The sequence below is a fragment of the Pseudomonas sp. P20 genome (assembly GCF_016463925.1).
GTDB lineage: Bacteria > Pseudomonadota > Gammaproteobacteria > Pseudomonadales > Pseudomonadaceae > Pseudomonas > Pseudomonas aeruginosa.
In genome coordinates this window covers 137,035-153,566 of sequence record NZ_JAEMVM010000022.1, presented here as the reverse complement: position 1 = coordinate 153,566, position 16,532 = coordinate 137,035, and the positions used below count along the sequence as shown (strand labels likewise).

Below are 16,532 nucleotides of genomic sequence, written 5' to 3'. Positions count from 1 at the left end.
TTCGAGCCATTCTTATCCAGGAACCTCCCATGACCCATCGCCTGCACGCGGACGCCGTGACCTTGCGCCGCGACGCGCGGACCGTTTCGCGGAATCTCTCGCTGGCCATCCCCGAGGGTTCGTTCAGTGTGATCGTCGGGCCCAACGCCTGCGGCAAGTCGACCCTGCTGGCGGCATTGTCGCGCCTGTTGGCGCCGGCCGAGGGCCGGGTGGTGCTGGACGGCAGGGATATCCACAGCCTGCCGGGACGGGAAGTGGCGCGGCGTCTCGGCCTGCTGCCGCAGAGCGCGCTGGCGCCGGATGGCATCACGGTGGCCGAGCTGGTGGCGCGCGGGCGCTATCCGCACCAGTCGTTCCTGCGCCAGTGGTCGCCGGCGGATGAGCGCGCGGTAGCGGCGGCGTTACGCGCCACGCGGGTCGACGGCCTGGCCGAGCGACCGCTCGATGCGCTCTCCGGCGGCCAGCGGCAACGCGTGTGGATCGCCATGGTGCTGGCGCAGGAAACCCCGTTGCTGCTGCTCGACGAGCCAACCACCTACCTGGATATCGTCCACCAGATCGAATTGCTCGAACTGCTCGCCGAGCTGAATCGCCAGGGGCGCACCATCGTCGCCGTGCTGCACGACCTCAACCAGGCCTGCCGCTATGCCTCGCACCTGATCGCCATGCGTGACGGCGCGATCCTCGCCGAGGGCGCGCCGGCGCATATCTTCACCGAGCGTCTGGTGGAGGAGGTGTTCGGCTTGCGCTCGTTGATCATCGCCGACCCGGTCAGCGGCACGCCGCTGCTGGTGCCGCGCGGGATCGCCGCCGACGCGCCGGGCTGAGGTGGCTCAGCGCGGCGGCGGCCGCATGCCGGGGTGGAGTACCAGGCCACCGGTGGACTGGTTGACCTGCAGCGCCTCGTGGAACAGCGCGTCGCGGTCTTCCGCCGACTGCAACTGGCCGAGATCGGTCACCGTGGTCATGGCGCAGACGATCTCCTGCTGGGCGTCGAACACCGGCGCCGCCTGGCCGGTGACATTCGACAGCAGGTGGCTGGTCAGTTCGGCCCAGCAGCGCTCACGCACCTCGTCGAGCAGCGCGCGGCTCGGCGGGCTGCCGCGGAAGTGCGCCGGTTGCTGCTTGCGCGCGGCGTCGACCACGGCCTTCGGCAGGAAGGCCTGGAACACCAGGCCGCAAGCGGTATTGTCGATGGGCAGGATATCGCCCAGGGCCAGCGGGTTGATCGAGAAATAGGCGCTGCGGTACCAGCGCACCAGGGTCGGGCCGCGCTCGGTCCAGATCGCCACCCCGCCGCTGGCGGCATGCCGTTGGGCCAGGGCCTTCATGTGGCGGGCGGCGATATCCACCGCGTCGATCCGCTTCAGCGCGCCTATGCCGATGCTCAGCGCCGCCGGCCCGAGGTCGTAGAGACCGCTGAGCGGGTCCTGGCGGGCCAGGCCTTCCTTCACCAGGCTCTGCAGGTAGCGGTGCGCGGTGGAGCCGCCGGTGCCGGTGCGCCGGGCCACTTCGCCGAGGGCCAGTTCGCCTTCGGCGTTGGCCAGGGTCTTCAGGAAGCGCGCGGCGATGGACACCGACTGGATGGTGCCGGAGCGCTTTTCGCCCGGGGCGTCCGGCATCTCGTCCGCCGGGGGCTGCGAAGTATTCAACGGCTCGGTCTCCTCACCACGGTTGATCCATAGGCTTCGGTCCGCGCTGCGGTGGCGCGGGCGGCGCCCATGATACCGATTCCCCGGGGCGGTGGGGCGCCGCGGAAGGGACGGGCGTAGGAGATTTCATATTTCGCAATGAGGAATCTATTCCCCATTGAGGAATGTTCTGGTGGCGTGATAGCCTGAATGGAAAAGAGAGTCATTCCCATTTGGAGAAGATCCTTGAACGCCCGCACGCACCGCAAGCTCAACCGGGGAATCGGCGTCGTCACGCTGTCCACCCTGCTCGCCTCGCCATCGGCACTGGCCCGGGAAAACCCGCCCGCCGAGGACGAACCCGCCGCCCTCGAGGCGCTGGTCGTGACCGGCGAGAAACGTGAACGCTCGCTGAAGGACACGGCGTCCTCGGTATCGCTCACCAGCGCCCGCGACATCGACCGCAAGCAGACCGGCAACGCCTCGGTCGCCGAGGTGATCAATGGCAGTCCCAACGTGGTCTACACCGACTCGGTGGGCGCGCCGATCATCCGCGGCCAGGACACCCAGGGCCCGAACAACGGGCAGAACGTGTTCTGGGGCGGCACAGTGCCGCGGGCGACGATCAACCTCGATGGCCACTACCTGAACTACAACGAGATGTTCTTCGGCGCGACCTCGGTCTGGGACGTCGACAGCATCGAGGTGTTCCGCGGCCCGCAGACCACCTCCCAGGGCGCCAACGCCATCGCCGGGGCGATCATCGTCAACACCAAGGACCCGACCTTCAGCCCCGAGGCTGCCTACCAGGCGGAGATCGGCAGCTACCATTCGCGGCGCAGCTCGATCGCAGTGTCCGGCCCGCTGGCGCAGGACTTCGCCGGGCGCCTGGCGGTGGACTACGCGGGTCGCGACACCTTCATCGACTACGACAACCCGAAGTTCCAGGACAGCGGCACCGACCAGGACTTCCGCGCCCTCAACGCGCGCGCCAAGCTGCTCTGGCTGCCCAGCGGAATTCCGGGCCTGGAGAGCAAGTTCACCTTCTCCCACAACGACAGCAACCGCCCGACCCAGGAAGCGGCGACCCGCCCGTTCGACAAGCTCGACCATCGCTCGACCACCATGCCCAGCTGGGAGCAGGACACCAACACCAGCATCCTTGACGTCGCCTATGACCTCGACAACGGCATCCGCCTGTTCAACCAGGCGCAGTACTCGCTGTCCTCGGTGCACCGCACCACCGGCGCGGGCGGCGAGGGCGACGCCGATATCCGCCAGAAGAACGCCTCCAACGAATCGCGGATCAGCTTCGGCGAGCAGGAGGACCGGATCAGCGGCATGGGCGGGGTCTACTACGCCCGCACCCGCACCGACGAGACACTGCACCTGCGCGGGCTGTCGGCCTTCGACGACACGAAGAAGAACCTCGGTGTGTTCGGCGAGCTGAACTACCGCCTGAGCGACCGCTGGACCCTGACCACCGGCCTGCGCTACCAGGAGGATCGCATCGAGCGCAGCGGCAACTCGGTGCTGGCGCCGCGTCCGCTGGACTACCAGAAGACCTTCTCGGCCTTCCTGCCGAAAGTCTCCCTGGCCTTCGCCGCGACCCCGGACTGGACCGTCGGCGGCCTGGTCAGCCGCGGCTACAACCCCGGCGGCGTGTCGCTCAACCTGACCACCCGCAACTGGGCCTACTTCAAGGAAGAAACCATCTGGAACTACGAACTGTTCACCCGCGCCAGCCTGCTCGACGGCCGCCTGCTGCTGAACGGCAACCTGTTCTTCATGGATTTCAAGGACGCCCAGTACAACATCCCGGTGGTGGTTTCGCCGGGGGTGGCGCAGTCGTACACCATCAACGCCGAGAAGGCCCACGCCTACGGCATGGAGCTGGACCTCGACTATCGCCTGCGCGACGACCTGCGGCTGAAGGCCAGCGCCGGCGTGCTACGCACCCGGATCGACGAGATGTCCGGCAATACCGGCTACGAGCACAACGAGTTCGCCCGCTCGCCGGGCTATACCCTCAGCTTCGGACCGAGCTGGGACGTCACCGAGCGCCTCAACCTGAACGCCCAGGTGCGCTACCTGGACGGCTACTACTCGGACACCGCCAACACCAAGGCCTACTCGATCAAGGCCTACACCCTCACCGACGCCCGCGCCAGCTACCGCTTCAACGACCAGGTGCAGCTCTATGGCTACGTGAAGAACGTGTTCGACGACCGCTCGCCCACCTACATGCAGGAAAACCGGGGGATCGGCGGCATCGAGGCGAGCATGACGCAGCCGCGGACCCTCGGCATCGGCATCAAGGGCACCTTCTAGGCGCCCCGAGAAGCCGGCCCCGCGCAGGGCCGGCCCAGCCCCAGAGCCCATACAGGAGATTGGCACGATGAGTACCCCGAAACGCCTGCACATCGGCATGTCGCTGGCCCCCACCTGGCTCAGCGGCGATGCCTGGCGGCGCCCCGACAGCAATATCGAAGGCATCTTCGGCAGCGATTTCGCCGTCGACATCGCCAGGCGCTCCGAAGCCGCCCACCTCGACTTCGTGTTTCGCCCGGACGTCAGCAGCCTGCCACTGGACGTGCTGGAGACCGGCTCCGGCTTCGCCAGCCTGGATCCCACCGTACTGCTTGCCGCGGTCGCCCGCGAAACCTCGCGGATCGGCCTGGTGTCGACGGTCTCCACCACGTTCTATCCGCCCTACGTGGTGGCCCGGCAGCTGCAATCGCTGCACTGGATCAGCAACGGCCGCGCCGGCTGGAACATCGTCACCGCGCTGCAGGGCCACGAGAACTTCGGCCTGGACGCGATGCCCGATGCGGAGCAGCGCTACGCGCGCGCCGCCGAGTTCACCCGGCTGGTGCACGACCTGTGGGACAGCTTCCCCCGCGAGGCACTCCTGGTCGACCGCGAGAGCGGCCGCTACGCCGACGTTTCCCGGGTGCACCCGGTCGACCACGACGGCGAATTCCTCAAGGTCAAGGGACCGCTCAACCTGCCGGCCTTCGGCGAGGCGCGGATTCCCCTGGTGCAGGCCGGCGCCTCCGAGAGCGGGCGCGACTTCGCCGCCTCGGTGGCCGACCTGGTGTTCGCGCCGACCCCGGACAAGGAGGCTGCCCTGGAACTGCGCCGCGACCTTTCCCGCCGCGCCGAACGCCACGGTCGCTCGCCGCGCGACGTGCGCCTGCTGCCGGGCTTCAGCCTGTACCTGGCGGAGAGCCGCGAGGAGGCGCGGGAAATCTTCATGCAGACCCACGCGCGCCTGGACCGCGCGCGCAAGTTCGCCACGATCAGGCAGATGCTCGGCCTCGACCTCAGCGACTGGCCGCTGGACCGGCCGATTTCCGCGGCCGACCTGCCGCCGCCGGTGGCCAACCCCGGCAGCCGCACCCACACCGACCTGCTGCGGCGCCTGATCGAGCGCGAGACGTTACGCCTGGACCAGTTGCTGCTGCGCCCCGAGGTGGTTTCCGCGGCGCACTGGCAGGTCATCGGTACGGTGGACGATGCCGTCGAGCAGATCGTCGACTGGGCCGCCGCCGGCGCCATGGACGGTTTCATCGCCGCGCCGGGAGGCTCGGTCGGCTCGCTGCGGCTGTTCCTCGAACAGGTGGTGCCGCGCCTGGTGGAAAAGGGGCTGTTCCGCGAGCGCTACAGCGCCACTACCTTCGCCGGGCACCTGGCAGAGGAATGATGGAAAGGGCCGGCGACGGCCGCGTCCTGGCGGCGATGGCGAGCGAGTGACCGCCTGCGGATTGGCCGCCTGACGGGCCCGCTGTATCGCAGCACGCCATCCGACCGGTGGGACGTGGTACAGGCGAGGGAGCCTCTGCCTTGGCGTAGATACCGTCGTACCCCGGGGATCATCCGGACAGGTCGCAGCCTGGGCAGCGCTGGCCGTCGGCAGGCCTGGCATTCTGCTGTTACAACCATCCATCCATTCCTGCGGAAACGAGTGAACTCAATCGCCCCGAGCGCTGTCTGTCAGCCGTCGGCCCAACCGGGCCGGGCGCATGGCCCTTGGCCATGCGGTAGCCCCGCCCCGGTCGCGCGCTTGTCCATAACAATTCGACTGGCCGGCTTTTTCGCTCCCCTTTGCGGGTTTCGTTCTCTCGCCATGTGAAGATTGCCATGTCCCTATCCCGTCGCATCCCCGCCGCTCTTTCCCCGTTCCAGAACCGCGTCATCGGAGCCTGCCTGCTCGGCGGCCTGCTGGCGGCCGGCGCCCCGGCGCAGGCCGAGGAGGCGACCGGCAACGCGCGCTGGGTGAGCGACAGCCTGACCACTTTCGTGCGCAGCGGCCCCACCGATGGCTATCGCATCGTCGGCACCCTCACCTCCGGGCAGAAGGTCGAGCTGCTTGGCACCCAGGGCAACTACAGCCAGGTGCGCGGCGAGAACGGCAGCACCGTGTGGATTCCCAGCCGCGACTTGCAGGAGGTTCCCGGCCAGGCCGAGCGCCTGCCGCAACTGGAACAGAAGGTGGCCGCCCTGACCGCCGAGCTGGACGGCATCAACGACACCTGGAAGACCCGCGTGCAGGGCATGCAGGAAACCCTCGACACGCGCAAGAAGCTGATCGACGAATTGCAGGCGGCGCGCAGCAACCTGGACGCCGAGCTCGGCAAGGCCCGCTCCGACCTGCGTGCGGTGCAGGCGCAACTGGGCGACGAGAACAAGCAGGTGCTGATGCGCTACATGGTCTACGGCGGCAGCATCGCCGGCGCCGGCCTGTTCGCCGGGCTGATCCTGCCGTCGCTGCTGAGGGTGCGGCGCAAGCGCAACGACAAGTGGTTCTGAGCCTCCGCCCGCGTCTCTGCGTTTCGTAAAGCAAGCCCCGCCGGCCGCGGGGCTGTGTCGCAAGCGCGACAAGGGCTGAAGCGTCAGCCGCCCGGCGAGACGATGATCTTCACGTTGTGCTCCTTGTTGTTCACCAACTCTTCGAAACCGCGCTCGACGATTTCTTCCAGGCCGATGCGACCGGTCACCAGCGGTGCGATGTCGAGGCGGCCGTCGGCTATGAAGGCGATCACGTCGGCGAACTCGCCGTTGTAGGCGAGGGCCCCGAGCAACTGCTTCTCGGTGGAAACCAGCTCGAAGAAATTGAATTCACTGGGCTCCTCGAAGATTCCCACAAGCACGCATTTGCCGGCCTTGCGGATGGCATCGATGGCCAGCTTGGCGGTGTGCTTGTTGCCGATGCATTCGAAGCTGACGTCGGCGCCAAGCCCGCCGGTGAGGGCGCGGATTTCGCCTAGGGCGTCGCACCGCGAGGGGTCGAGCACCTGGCTGGCGCCGACCTCCAGGGCCTTGGCCTTGCGCGCCGAGGACATCTCCAGGGCGATCACCTGTGCCGCGCCGGCGGCGCGCGCGCACATGATGGTGCACAGGCCGATGGTGCCGGCGCCGACCACCACCACGTTCTGCCCGAGCAGGCTGCCGGCCTTCTTCACCGCGTGCATGCCCACCGCCAGCGGCTCGATCAGCGCGCCGGCCTCGCTGGGAAATCCGGCCGGCAGGGCGTAGAGCAGGTTGGCCGGTACGTTGACGTATTCGGCGAAGGCGCCGTTGTTCATCAGCCCGGTGAAGGCCAGGTTCTCGCAGATGTTGTACAGCCCATGCCGGCAGTAGTAGCAGGTGCCGCAATGCTGGCAGGCGTCTGCGGCGACCGCCTGGCCGACGGCGAAGCTGGTCACGCCGTTGCCGAGGCGGACGATTTCGCCGCTGAACTCGTGGCCGAGGATGCATTGATCCTTGAGGCCGGTGAGCGGGTGCGGCGCCTCCACGGGGATGAATACCGGGCCGGCCAGGTATTCGTGCAGGTCGGAGCCGCAGATGCCGCACCAGTGCACACGGATCTGCACCCAGCCGGGCGGCGGCTCGGCCGGGAGCGGCACGTCTTCCACGCGGATATCGTGGCGGCCGTGCCAGACGGCGGCGCGCATCGCCGCGTTGGCTTGCGGGGAACTGTTCATGTCGGTCGTCTCCTCAATGCTGGCGGAGGAAGTCGAGCAGCAGGCGGTTGACCTGCTCGGCGGCTTCCATCTGCACCATGTGCGCCTGTCCGTGAATGATCTCCACCTGGGCTGGCAGGCCCTCGGCATGCCGCGCCGGGATGATCGCGTCATCGCTGCCCCAGATCGCCAGGACCGGCTGGCGGCCGTCGCTCGCCACGGCACGCAGGTCGTTGCGCTGGCGACCGTCGGCGAACAGGTTGTCCAGCAACTGGCGCAGGGCCGCATCGACGCCTTCCAGGCGCTTGTAGCGGAGCATGTCCTCGAGCATCTGCCGGGTGACCAGCGCGGGGTCGGAGAACAACTGCACCAGTTGCGGCTTCAACGCGTTGCGGTTGGCCGCCTCGACGAAGCCGCGCAGGTAGTCGCCGTTGATCTCCTCGCCGAGGCCGGCGCTGCCGATCAGGCTCAGCGACAGCACCCGCTGCGGCGCCAGGCGCGCGCAGTTCAGCGCCACCGCTCCCCCCATGGAGTGACCGGCCAGGTGTACCTGTTCCAGGTCGAGGTGGTCGAGCAGGGCCAGCACGCTGCCGCTGAGTTCATCGAGGTCGCCGCGCACCAGGGCCTTGCCGGACTCGCCGTGGCCCGGCAGGTCTAGAGCGATCACCCGCCGCTCGGCGGCCAGCGCCTCGTGGTTGAACAACCAGTTGTTCAGGTCGCCACCGAAACCGTGGATCAGCAGTAGCGCCGGATCGCCCTCGCCGCGGTCGAAATAGCGCAGGAGGCGCCCGTCCAGCTCGACTTTCCGCGGTGCCGGTCCGCTATCCCCAGCGTCCTCGTCGGCGGGTACGAATTCGGCCTGGAAGCGTTGCACCAGTGCGTCGATCTCCTCGTCGCTCGCCTCGCCCTCGACCACCACGCCGAGCAGCGCGCCGACCGCCAGGGTCTCGTCCTCGCGCGCCACCTTGCGCCGCAGCACGCCCGAGAAGGGCGCCTCGACGCTGCTGGAGATCTTGTCGGTCTCCACGTCGAGCACCTCGTCGCCTTTCTCGATATGCGCGCCCTCTTCCTTGAGCCAGGCGTCCACCCGACCCTCGGTCATCGACAGGCCCCACTTGGGCATGGTCAGTGTATGGATCCGGCTCATGCCGCGTCCCTCCCTTCCAGGGCCTGGCGCACGGCTGCCTCGATCTTCGCCGCGTCGGGGATGTAGAGGTCTTCCAGGGCGTCGGAGAAAGGCACCGGCGTATGGGGCGCGGTGACCCGGCGGATCGGCGCGCGCAGCGCGGAGAAGGCCCGTTCGGCGACCAGCGCGGCGATGTCGGTGGCCATCGAGCAGCGTGGGTTGGCTTCGTCGACCACCACCAGGCGGCCGGTCTTTTCCACGCTTTCGAGAATGCTGTCCTCGTCCAGCGGGCTGGTGCTGCGCAGGTCCAGTACTTCGCAGGAGATGCCCTGGCGCGCCAGGCTGGCGGCGGCGTCCAGCGCCAGGTGGACCATGCGGCCGTAGGTCACCAGGGTGACGTCGTCGCCGTCGCGGAGGAAGTTCGCCTCGCCGAAGGGTACGCTGTACAGCTCCTCGGGTACCTCGCCCTGCATCGAATAGAGCAGCTTGTGCTCGCAGAAGATCACCGGGTCGTTGTCGCGGATCGCCTGGACCAGCAGGCCCTTGGCGTCGTAGGGCGACGACGGGCAGACCACCTTGAGGCCGGGGATGTGGGTCCATAGCGAAGTGAGCATCTGCGAATGCTGGGCGGCGGCGCGCAGGCCGGCGCCGACCATGGTACGGATCACCAGCGGGGTGACCGCCTTGCCGCCGAACATGTAGCGGAACTTGGCGGCCTGGTTGAGGATCTGGTCCAGGCAGCAACCGGCGAAGTCGACGAACATCAGTTCGCACACCGGGCGCATGCCGCGGGTGGCGGCGCCGACCGCGGCGCCGACATAGCCGATCTCTGACAACGGGGTATCCAGCACGCGGCCGGGGAACTGGTGGTAGAGGCCCTTGGTGACCCCCAGCACGCCGCCCCAGGCGTCGTCCTCGCCGGGCGCGCCGGCGCCGCCGGCATTGTCTTCGCCCATGATGAAGACGCTCGGGTCGCGGCGCATTTCCTGGGCCAGCGCCTCGTTGATGGCCTGCTGGTAGCTGATCTTTCTCGCCATGATGGTTCTCCTCGTTCTTGTTTTCGGGCGGCTCAGGGATAGGACACGTAGACGTCGCGCAGCAGGTCGTCCGGCTCCGGCTTGGGATCGTTCTTCGCGCGCTGCACGGCATCCTCGATGCGCGCCTCGACCTCGGCGTCGATGGCGTCCAGGTCGCTGGCGGAGAGCAGGCCGGCGTGGCAGGTGCGTTCGCGGAACTGCTTGAGGCAGTCGCGGGTTTCCCGGTAGTGCTTTACTTCGTCGGGATCGCGGTAGGTCTGTGCGTCGCCCTCGAAGTGTCCGTAGTAGCGGGTCAGCTTGACTTCGATCAGCGACGGCCCCTCGCCGGCGCGGGCGCGCTCGATGGCGGCGCCGGCAGCCTCGTGGACGGCGAAGAAGTCGAAGCCGTCGACGGTCACCCCGGGCATGCCGAAACCGGCGGCGCGGTCGGCGATGTGGTCGCAGGCCACCGACCAGTTGGCCGCGGTGGCCTCGGCATAGCCGTTGTTCTCGGCGACGAACAGGCACGGCAGGTTCCACACCGCGGCCAGGTTCATCGCCTCGAACACCGCGCCTTCGTTGGAGCCGCCATCGCCGAAGAAGGCCACCGCCACCGCATCGCTGCCTTTCAGCTTGGCCGCCAGCGCGGCGCCGGCGGCCAGCGGCGCGCCGGCGCCGACGATTCCGTTGGCGCCGAGCATGCCTTTCTCCAGGTCGGCGATATGCATGGAGCCGCCCTTGCCCTGGCAGACCCCGGTCTTCTTGCCATAGATTTCCGCCATCATGCCGTGCACGTCTACGCCCTTGGCGATGCAGTGGCCGTGGCCGCGATGGGTGGAGGCGATGCAGTCGTCGTCGCGCAGGTGCGCCATCACGCCGGCGGCGGAGGCTTCCTCGCCGGCGTAGAGGTGGACGAAGCCGGGTATCTCGCCCGTGGCGAACTCGACGTGCAGGCGTTCCTCGAAGGCGCGGATGGTGCGCATCACGCGGTAGGCATGGAGCAGTTGGTCGGTGCTCAGAGTGGACATCTTGTTGTTCTCCAGGTTGTCTTCACGGGGTCATCGGGGTTCGCTGGCCGGCCAGCAGGCGATGGCGGGCGGCGTAGGCGAGGGTGGCCGGCACATCGACGCTGAACGGGCCGGAAGGGTCGAGGGTGATGCTCGGGCGGTCGGTGACGCTGAACTCGATCTCGCGCTCTCCGTCCAGCGCCAGGGTCCCGCTGGACAGGCTCGGTGCGTGGGCCACGCCGGGTTGCAGGTAGCCGGCGGCAGAGACCCCGCAGCCCACCAGCAGGCCCGGCGCCAGCGGCACCAGCAGGCTCTCGCGGGCGTCCGGATGCAGGCGCATCCAGGCGCCGTGGGGCTCCTCGCGGCTCACCGGCGACCACAGTCCGCAAAGCGCCGAAAGGCCGATGGCGTGGGGTTCGGCGAAGCTGACGAAGACTTCGGCGAGGTCTTCGGCGCGACTGATGGCGCGGGCGCCGATGAACGGCTGCGGCGACACCGCGACGTCCACCAGCGCCCACTCGCAGAGCCCGCGGCGCGGCTCGCGCACCAGCAGGCGCTTGTTGCGTCGCAGGCCGATCTCCGGCGGCACCCGGTTGCTGGCGCAGAGGCCGCCGGCGAGCCCCGCGCCGGTGGCTTCGCGCAGCTCCGGGAAGGCGTTGTTGGTCCCGGTGGACAGCGCCAGCAGGGGGACGTCGCCGACCTCGGCGGCCACTGCCTTGTGCGTGCCGTCGCCGCCGAGCACGGCGATCAGCGCCACGCCGCGCTCGACCATGCGCCGCGCCGCCAGGCGGGTATCCTCGACGCTCTGGCGCAGCGGCATGTCGAGGAACTCCAGGAACGGCCAGTGGCCGTCGCGGGCCTGGCGGGTCTGGCTGGCCCGGAGCACGGCGGCGGCGATGCCGGTCATGTCCGGCGGCAGCAACGCATGGCGGATGCCGGTGGCGCCGAAGGCGGCGAGCAGGCGTTGCACCACCGATGCCTTGTCGGTGCTGGAGTGCAGCCCGGCATGGGCGGTGAGGCGACGCAGGTCGCGACCGGAGGCCGGGTTGGCGATGATGCCGACGATCGGCGAGGGCGGGGTCATAGCGAGAATCCGCCGTCGACGGCGATGGCCTGGCCGGTGACGTGCGGCGCGCAGGCCAGGTAGACGACGAGCTGGCCCATGTCTTCGACGGTCTGCGCCTCGCCCTGGGGCAGCAGGCTGGCCTGGTGGCGTTCCCAGGACTGCGCCTCGCTTTCGCCGGCCTGCCGCCAGCGGCCCGACAAGCCGTCCTCGCCGCGCCACATTCCGGTGCCGACGATTCCCGGGCAGAGCGCGTTGACCGTCACCCCGTCGCGCGCGACCTCCTTGGCCAGGGCATTGCTGAAACCGATCACGGCAAACTTCGAGGCACAGTAGTGGGCGAGGTCGGGGAGACCGACCTTGCCGGCGATCGATGACAGGTTGACGATCCGCCCCCAGCGCTGCGCCTGCATCAGCGGCAGTTCGGCCTGGCAGCAGAGGAACACGCCGCGGGCGTTGACGTTCATCACCCGGTCCCAGTCGGCGAGGCTGAGTTCGGCGACCTTGCGGATGCTGATCACCCCGGCATTGTTCACCGCCACGTCGAGCCGGCCGAACTCCGTGGCGACCCGCTCGACCATCGCCCGGACGCTGTCGCCGTCGCTGACGTCGACCCCAAGGGCCAGGCTGCGGCGACCGAGGCTGCGGATCGCGGCGGCGGTTTCCTCGGCGACCTGCGGATCGAGGTCGGCCACCGCCACGTCGGCGCCGGCGCGCGCCAGGGCGAGGGCGATGCCCCGGCCGATGCCGCGTCCGGCGCCGGTCACCAGCGCGACCCGGGAAGACAGGGAGAAATCGTCGGACGACGTAGCGTGCATGCTTCACCTCTGATTGTTCTTGTAGGTGTATGCGGCAGGGCGTTGGGAGGAGCGGACAGTCCGCCCTGCCGTCGCCGTGGCTGGAGCAAGGCCGATGCCAGGTTGCGGCGTGGCGGCCGGAAGTCCCGTCGTAGAGCGCCGGCATGGGAAGGCCGGCGACCGCCGGGGCGACGTCCGGCGAGACAACCCATGTCATCGCGCACGGGTTCCCGGCGAGACGCTGAGACGCTCCGTCTCAGTCGTCGGCTGTGGCGGCCCGGCGCTTGTCGAGGGTCGCCGATGGGCGCTTAATGGGCGGCACAACAACAAGATGCCGAGCAACGGAGGCCCCATGCTTTCCGCACACTCGAAGGACCATGTGGACTGTGTCAGCCGTGTCCTGAGGAACGCCGCGCGCCTGCCGCAGGCGCCGGTGCCGACGCCGATCCTCGACTCCTGGCGCCGCTCCATGGAGCAGCACCGTCTCGACCCGGGGTCCCTGCAAGGGCCGCGGATTCTCTCGCAGACCCTCCTCGACGAATGTCGCGAGCGTTCCGAACTGTTCCTGCGCATCGCCAGCGAAGAGGTGGCGCGACTGCATGGACGGGTGCGCGATGCCGACTACTGCGTACTGCTCACCGATGCCCAGGGGCGGACCATCGACTACCGTGTCGAGTCGACCATCCGCAACGACTGCCGCAAGGCCGGGCTGTACCTCGGCACCTGCTGGTCGGAAGGCGAGGAGGGTACCTGCGGGGTGGCCGCCGTACTCACCGACAGGACTGCGGTGACGGTGCACAAGCGCGATCACTTCCGCGCCGCCTTCATCGACCTGACCTGTTCCGCGGCGCCGGTCTTCGATCCGCAGGGCGAGTTGCTCGGTGTGCTCGACGTTTCCGCCGTGCAATCGCCGGACGACCGCCGTAGCCAGCATCTGATCCGGCAGATGGTGGCGCAGAGCGCGCGGGAGATCGAGAACGCCTTCTTCATGCACAGCGCCCAGGGCCATTGGGTGCTGCGCGCGCACCGTGCGCCGGGCTACGTCGACAGCCAGCCGGACTACCTGTTCGCCTGGGACGCCGATGGGCGCCTGCTGGCGTTGAACCCGGCGGCGCGGCACTACCTGCGGCAGCGCCTGGGGCAGGTGCCGAGCCACATCGGCGAGGTGTTCGACCTCGACGCCCTGCACGCCGCCGCCGACCAGGCGCCGTGCCTGCTGCGCGGCCAGGCCGGCGAGCTGCACGTGCGTCTCAGCGCGCCGCGGGCCAAGGCGCGGCGGCTGGAGCGCGAGGTGCCCGACGACGCTGCGCTCGACCCGCGCATCGCCGAAAGCCTGCGCCTGGCGGTGCGGGTCAAGGACCGCAACCTGCCGGTGCTGATCCAGGGCGAGACCGGCGCCGGCAAGGAGGTTTTCGCCCGCCAGTTGCACCAGGCCAGCGCCCGTCGCGACAAACCCTTCGTCGCGCTCAACTGCGCGGCGATTCCCGAAAGCCTGATCGAGAGCGAGCTGTTCGGCTACGTTGGCGGAGCCTTTACCGGCGCGGCGGCGAAAGGGATGCGCGGCCTGCTCCAGCAGGCCGATGGCGGTACCCTGTTCCTCGACGAGATCGGTGACATGCCGCTGGGCCTGCAGACCCGCCTGCTGCGCGTGCTGGCCGAGGGCGAGGTGGCGCCGCTGGGGGCTGCGCGCCGGCAGGCTGTGGATATCCAGGTGATCTGCGCCACCCACCGCGACCTGGCGGCGCTGGTGGCGGCCGGCGGCTTCCGCGAGGATCTCTACTTCCGCCTCGGCGGCGCCCGCTTCGAACTGCCGCCGCTACGCGAACGCAGCGACCGGCTGGCGCTGATCCGGCGCATCCTCGACGAGGAAACCGCGCACTGCGGCGTACGCATCGAACTCGGCGAGGCAGCCCTGGAATGCCTGCTCGGCTATCGCTGGCCGGGCAATGTCCGCCAGTTGCGGCATGTGTTGCGCTACGCCTGCGCGCTGTGCGGCGGCGCCACCCTGCAACTCGCCGACCTTCCGGCAGAGCTGCGTGGCGAAGGCCGGACACCGGCCAGTGCGTGCGAGAGCGGCGGCGGTCCGGAGCGCGACGCCCTGCTCGACGCCCTCGTGCGGCATCGCTGGAAACCCATGGCCGCGGCGCGGGAACTGGGTATCTCGCGAGCGACCCTGTATCGGCGGGTGCGCCGGCATGGCATCCGCATGCCGGGCCAGGCGGACGACTGAGGTGCGCCGGCGGCCGGCGCAGTCGTCAAGCGCGGAAAATCAAAACCAGCCTTGAGCCTTGCCCCGTTAATGCCGGTGGGCTTTCCCTGTAGCGTTCCGGGCAGCGGCGCAACCCGTTCGGTCGCGCCCCGCCAGGAGCCTACGGAGGAAACCCATGCCCGCCCCGCACCAGCCAGCCCGCAATCCGACCGGGGAGTTCGACCCATGCCGCTAGCCCTGCTGCTCGCCATGGGCGCGTTCTCCCTGAGCCTGTCGATTTCCCCCGGTCCGGTGAACCTGACCATCGTCGCTTCCGGCGCCAACCATGGTTTCCGCCGGACCCTGCCGTTCGTCACCGGCGCCACCCTCGGCTTCGTCCTGCTGCTGGCCTTCGTCGGCTTCTGGTTCGTCCGCGCGATCGAGGCCTACCCGCGCTTCTTCGACTACCTGGGGATGGCCGGCGCGGCGTTCATCGCTCATGTGGGCTACCGCATCGCCACCGCGGATCCACGCCTGGCCCTGGAGGAAAACGGGGTCCCCGGGTTCTTCCAGGGCGTGCTCCTGCAATGGCTCAATCCCAAGGCCTGGATCGCCTGCGCTTCCGGCGTGGCCTTGTTCGCCAGCCCGAGCACGCACGCGCCGCTGCTGGTCTTCATGGCCATCTACCTGGTGGTCTGCTACCTCTCGCTGGCCGCCTGGGCACTGCTCGGTGACCGCGTGGCGCTGCTGCTCGACAGCCCCCGGCGGGTGCGCCTGTTCAATCGGGCGATGGGCGGCACCCTGGTGCTGACCGCTGGCTACATGCTCTACCTGCAGCTCGCCGCTAGCCCGGATTGAAGGCCTCGTAGAGGCGATTGATGAGGGTATAGGCGATGCTGCTGGCGGGTACGTTGGGCGGCCACACCGCATACACCTTCAACGGCTCCAGGCGCCATTCCGGCAGCACCGCGCGCAACTCGCCGCGGCGGATCGGCTCGTCGCTCAGGTAGGTCGGCGGCGCGGCCAGGCCGACGCCGAGGCGGGCCAGGCGGCAGGAGGCTTCGACGCTGTCGACGCGCACCCGCGGGGTGTAGTCGACGCGTACCTCCTCGTCGTCCCGCGCATGACGGAATAGCCGGCTGTCGGGGCGCATGCCGAGCCCGATCCATTCCAGCCGCTGCAGGTCGCGCGGGTGTTCCAGCGGCGCGTGCCGGGCCAGGAATGCCGGTGCCGCCACTACCTGGCGCGGCAGCAGGAACAGGTGACGGGCCTTCAGCGAGCTGTCCGGCAGGTCGCCGATGCGGAAGGCGATGTCGATGCCGTCGCCGATGATGTCGTGGCGGCTGTCGTCGCAGGCGATGCCGAGGTCGAGGTCGGGATGCTCCTCGATGAAGGCTGCCAGGTGACGGGTGAAGTCGCCGTTGACGAACACCGCGGGCATCGAGATGCGCAGGCTGTTGCGGGTCGAGACGGCGCGCTGGCGGAACTCGATGAAGCCCTTCTCGTAGAGTTCCAGCATGGAGCGGGCGGTGTCCAGCAACTGCGTGCCGTCCTGGGTCAGCGACAGCTTGCGGCTGTTGCGGTAGAGCAGCGCACGGCCCAGGTTCCGTTCCAGCCTGGACAGGTGCAGGCTGGCGGTCGCGGCGCTCAGGCCCAGCGCCTCGGCGCCGCCGGAGACGGAGCCGGTCTCGGCGATCTTGGCGAATACGATCAGGTAGCGGATGTCGTCGATCATGCG

General features: G+C 69.1%; 14 protein-coding genes. 6 read left to right on the top strand and 8 right to left on the bottom strand.

What is annotated here, in order from left to right:
• The first annotated feature begins 29 nt into the window (after positions 1-29).
• Positions 30-827 (top strand): ABC transporter ATP-binding protein, encoded by a 798-nt coding sequence (locus tag JHD77_RS23670; RefSeq protein WP_003093530.1) that lies wholly within the window; start codon positions 30-32, stop codon positions 825-827.
• Between the two features lie 6 nt (positions 828-833).
• Here JHD77_RS23670 and JHD77_RS23665 read toward each other — a convergent pair whose 3' ends face one another.
• Positions 834-1,622, bottom strand: coding sequence for an IclR family transcriptional regulator (locus tag JHD77_RS23665; protein ID WP_003119004.1), 789 nt, complete (start codon positions 1,620-1,622; stop codon positions 834-836).
• A gap of 255 nt (positions 1,623-1,877) precedes the next feature.
• Here JHD77_RS23665 and JHD77_RS23660 point away from each other — a divergent pair, with 255 nt between their 5' ends.
• From JHD77_RS23660 to JHD77_RS23650, 3 genes are all read left to right on the top strand, one after another.
• Positions 1,878-3,962, top strand: a complete 2,085-nt coding sequence (locus JHD77_RS23660) for a TonB-dependent receptor (protein ID WP_023083970.1) — start codon at positions 1,878-1,880, stop codon at positions 3,960-3,962.
• 67 nt (positions 3,963-4,029) lie between these two features.
• The gene (locus JHD77_RS23655; RefSeq protein WP_003104777.1) at positions 4,030-5,337 is read left to right on the top strand and encodes an NtaA/DmoA family FMN-dependent monooxygenase; all 1,308 of its coding nucleotides are present in this window, start codon (positions 4,030-4,032) and stop codon (positions 5,335-5,337) included.
• A 437-nt stretch (positions 5,338-5,774) separates the two neighbouring features.
• A complete protein-coding gene (locus JHD77_RS23650; protein WP_003104779.1) occupies positions 5,775-6,443 on the top strand; it encodes a TIGR04211 family SH3 domain-containing protein in 669 nt (222 codons plus the stop codon).
• Positions 6,444-6,526: 83 nt separating this feature from the next.
• Here the strand turns inward: JHD77_RS23650 and JHD77_RS23645 are convergent, their stop codons facing one another.
• Genes JHD77_RS23645 through JHD77_RS23620 form a run of 6 tightly spaced genes read right to left on the bottom strand, consistent with a single transcriptional unit; the run spans position 6,527 to position 12,627 of the window.
• The gene (locus JHD77_RS23645; RefSeq protein WP_223656448.1) at positions 6,527-7,588 is read right to left on the bottom strand and encodes a 2,3-butanediol dehydrogenase; all 1,062 of its coding nucleotides are present in this window, start codon (positions 7,586-7,588) and stop codon (positions 6,527-6,529) included.
• A gap of 43 nt (positions 7,589-7,631) precedes the next feature.
• Complete coding sequence (locus JHD77_RS23640; RefSeq protein ID WP_016562280.1) at positions 7,632-8,744, bottom strand: acetoin dehydrogenase dihydrolipoyllysine-residue acetyltransferase subunit; 1,113 nt, start codon at positions 8,742-8,744, stop codon at positions 7,632-7,634.
• On the bottom strand, positions 8,741-9,760 hold the full coding sequence (locus tag JHD77_RS23635) for an alpha-ketoacid dehydrogenase subunit beta (protein WP_003104786.1): 1,020 nt from the start codon (positions 9,758-9,760) through the stop codon (positions 8,741-8,743). Before JHD77_RS23635 ends, JHD77_RS23640 begins: the two co-directional genes overlap by 4 nt.
• 32 nt (positions 9,761-9,792) lie before the next feature.
• Complete coding sequence (locus tag JHD77_RS23630) at positions 9,793-10,767, bottom strand: thiamine pyrophosphate-dependent dehydrogenase E1 component subunit alpha (protein WP_003093507.1); 975 nt, start codon at positions 10,765-10,767, stop codon at positions 9,793-9,795.
• A gap of 22 nt (positions 10,768-10,789) precedes the next feature.
• Entirely contained in the window at positions 10,790-11,830 is a 1,041-nt protein-coding gene (locus JHD77_RS23625) for an ATP-NAD kinase family protein (protein ID WP_031756875.1), read from the bottom strand.
• Positions 11,827-12,627: an SDR family NAD(P)-dependent oxidoreductase gene (locus JHD77_RS23620; RefSeq protein WP_003104791.1), complete on the bottom strand. Its 801-nt coding sequence runs from the start codon at positions 12,625-12,627 to the stop codon at positions 11,827-11,829. Before JHD77_RS23620 ends, JHD77_RS23625 begins: the two co-directional genes overlap by 4 nt.
• 331 nt (positions 12,628-12,958) lie before the next feature.
• On the opposite strand from JHD77_RS23620, the gene JHD77_RS23615 reads away from it, so the two are divergent.
• Together JHD77_RS23615 and JHD77_RS23610 are read left to right on the top strand one after the other, a co-directional pair.
• A complete protein-coding gene (locus JHD77_RS23615) occupies positions 12,959-14,836 on the top strand; it encodes a sigma-54-dependent Fis family transcriptional regulator (RefSeq protein WP_003104795.1) in 1,878 nt (625 codons plus the stop codon).
• 204 nt (positions 14,837-15,040) lie between these two features.
• Positions 15,041-15,652, top strand: a complete 612-nt coding sequence (locus tag JHD77_RS23610) for a LysE family translocator (protein ID WP_003104796.1) — start codon at positions 15,041-15,043, stop codon at positions 15,650-15,652.
• Here the strand turns inward: JHD77_RS23610 and JHD77_RS23605 are convergent.
• Positions 15,639-16,529 (bottom strand): LysR family transcriptional regulator, encoded by an 891-nt coding sequence (locus JHD77_RS23605; protein WP_003093500.1) that lies wholly within the window; start codon positions 16,527-16,529, stop codon positions 15,639-15,641. The two genes, JHD77_RS23610 and JHD77_RS23605, sit on opposite strands and share 14 nt — an antisense overlap.
• Between the last annotated feature and the right edge of the window lie 3 nt (positions 16,530-16,532).

Bases quoted from the DNA above. Each gene is read 5' to 3' on its own strand.
- JHD77_RS23630 (WP_003093507.1), bottom strand. From the start codon at position 10,767: ATGTCCACTCTGAGCACCGACCAACTGCTCCATGCCTACCGCGTGATG.
- JHD77_RS23625 (WP_031756875.1), bottom strand. From the start codon at position 11,830: ATGACCCCGCCCTCGCCGATCGTCGGCATCATCGCCAACCCGGCCTCC.
- JHD77_RS23620 (WP_003104791.1), bottom strand. From the start codon at position 12,627: ATGCACGCTACGTCGTCCGACGATTTCTCCCTGTCTTCCCGGGTCGCG.
- JHD77_RS23610 (WP_003104796.1), top strand. From the start codon at position 15,041: ATGCCGCTAGCCCTGCTGCTCGCCATGGGCGCGTTCTCCCTGAGCCTG.
- JHD77_RS23645 (WP_223656448.1), bottom strand. From the start codon at position 7,588: ATGCGCGCCGCCGTCTGGCACGGCCGCCACGATATCCGCGTGGAAGAC.
- JHD77_RS23635 (WP_003104786.1), bottom strand. From the start codon at position 9,760: ATGGCGAGAAAGATCAGCTACCAGCAGGCCATCAACGAGGCGCTGGCC.
- JHD77_RS23615 (WP_003104795.1), top strand. From the start codon at position 12,959: ATGCTTTCCGCACACTCGAAGGACCATGTGGACTGTGTCAGCCGTGTC.
- JHD77_RS23665 (WP_003119004.1), bottom strand. From the start codon at position 1,622: ATGCCGGACGCCCCGGGCGAAAAGCGCTCCGGCACCATCCAGTCGGTG.
- JHD77_RS23670 (WP_003093530.1), top strand. From the start codon at position 30: ATGACCCATCGCCTGCACGCGGACGCCGTGACCTTGCGCCGCGACGCG.
- JHD77_RS23640 (WP_016562280.1), bottom strand. From the start codon at position 8,744: ATGAGCCGGATCCATACACTGACCATGCCCAAGTGGGGCCTGTCGATG.
- JHD77_RS23650 (WP_003104779.1), top strand. From the start codon at position 5,775: ATGTCCCTATCCCGTCGCATCCCCGCCGCTCTTTCCCCGTTCCAGAAC.
- JHD77_RS23605 (WP_003093500.1), bottom strand. From the start codon at position 16,529: ATGATCGACGACATCCGCTACCTGATCGTATTCGCCAAGATCGCCGAG.
- JHD77_RS23655 (WP_003104777.1), top strand. From the start codon at position 4,030: ATGAGTACCCCGAAACGCCTGCACATCGGCATGTCGCTGGCCCCCACC.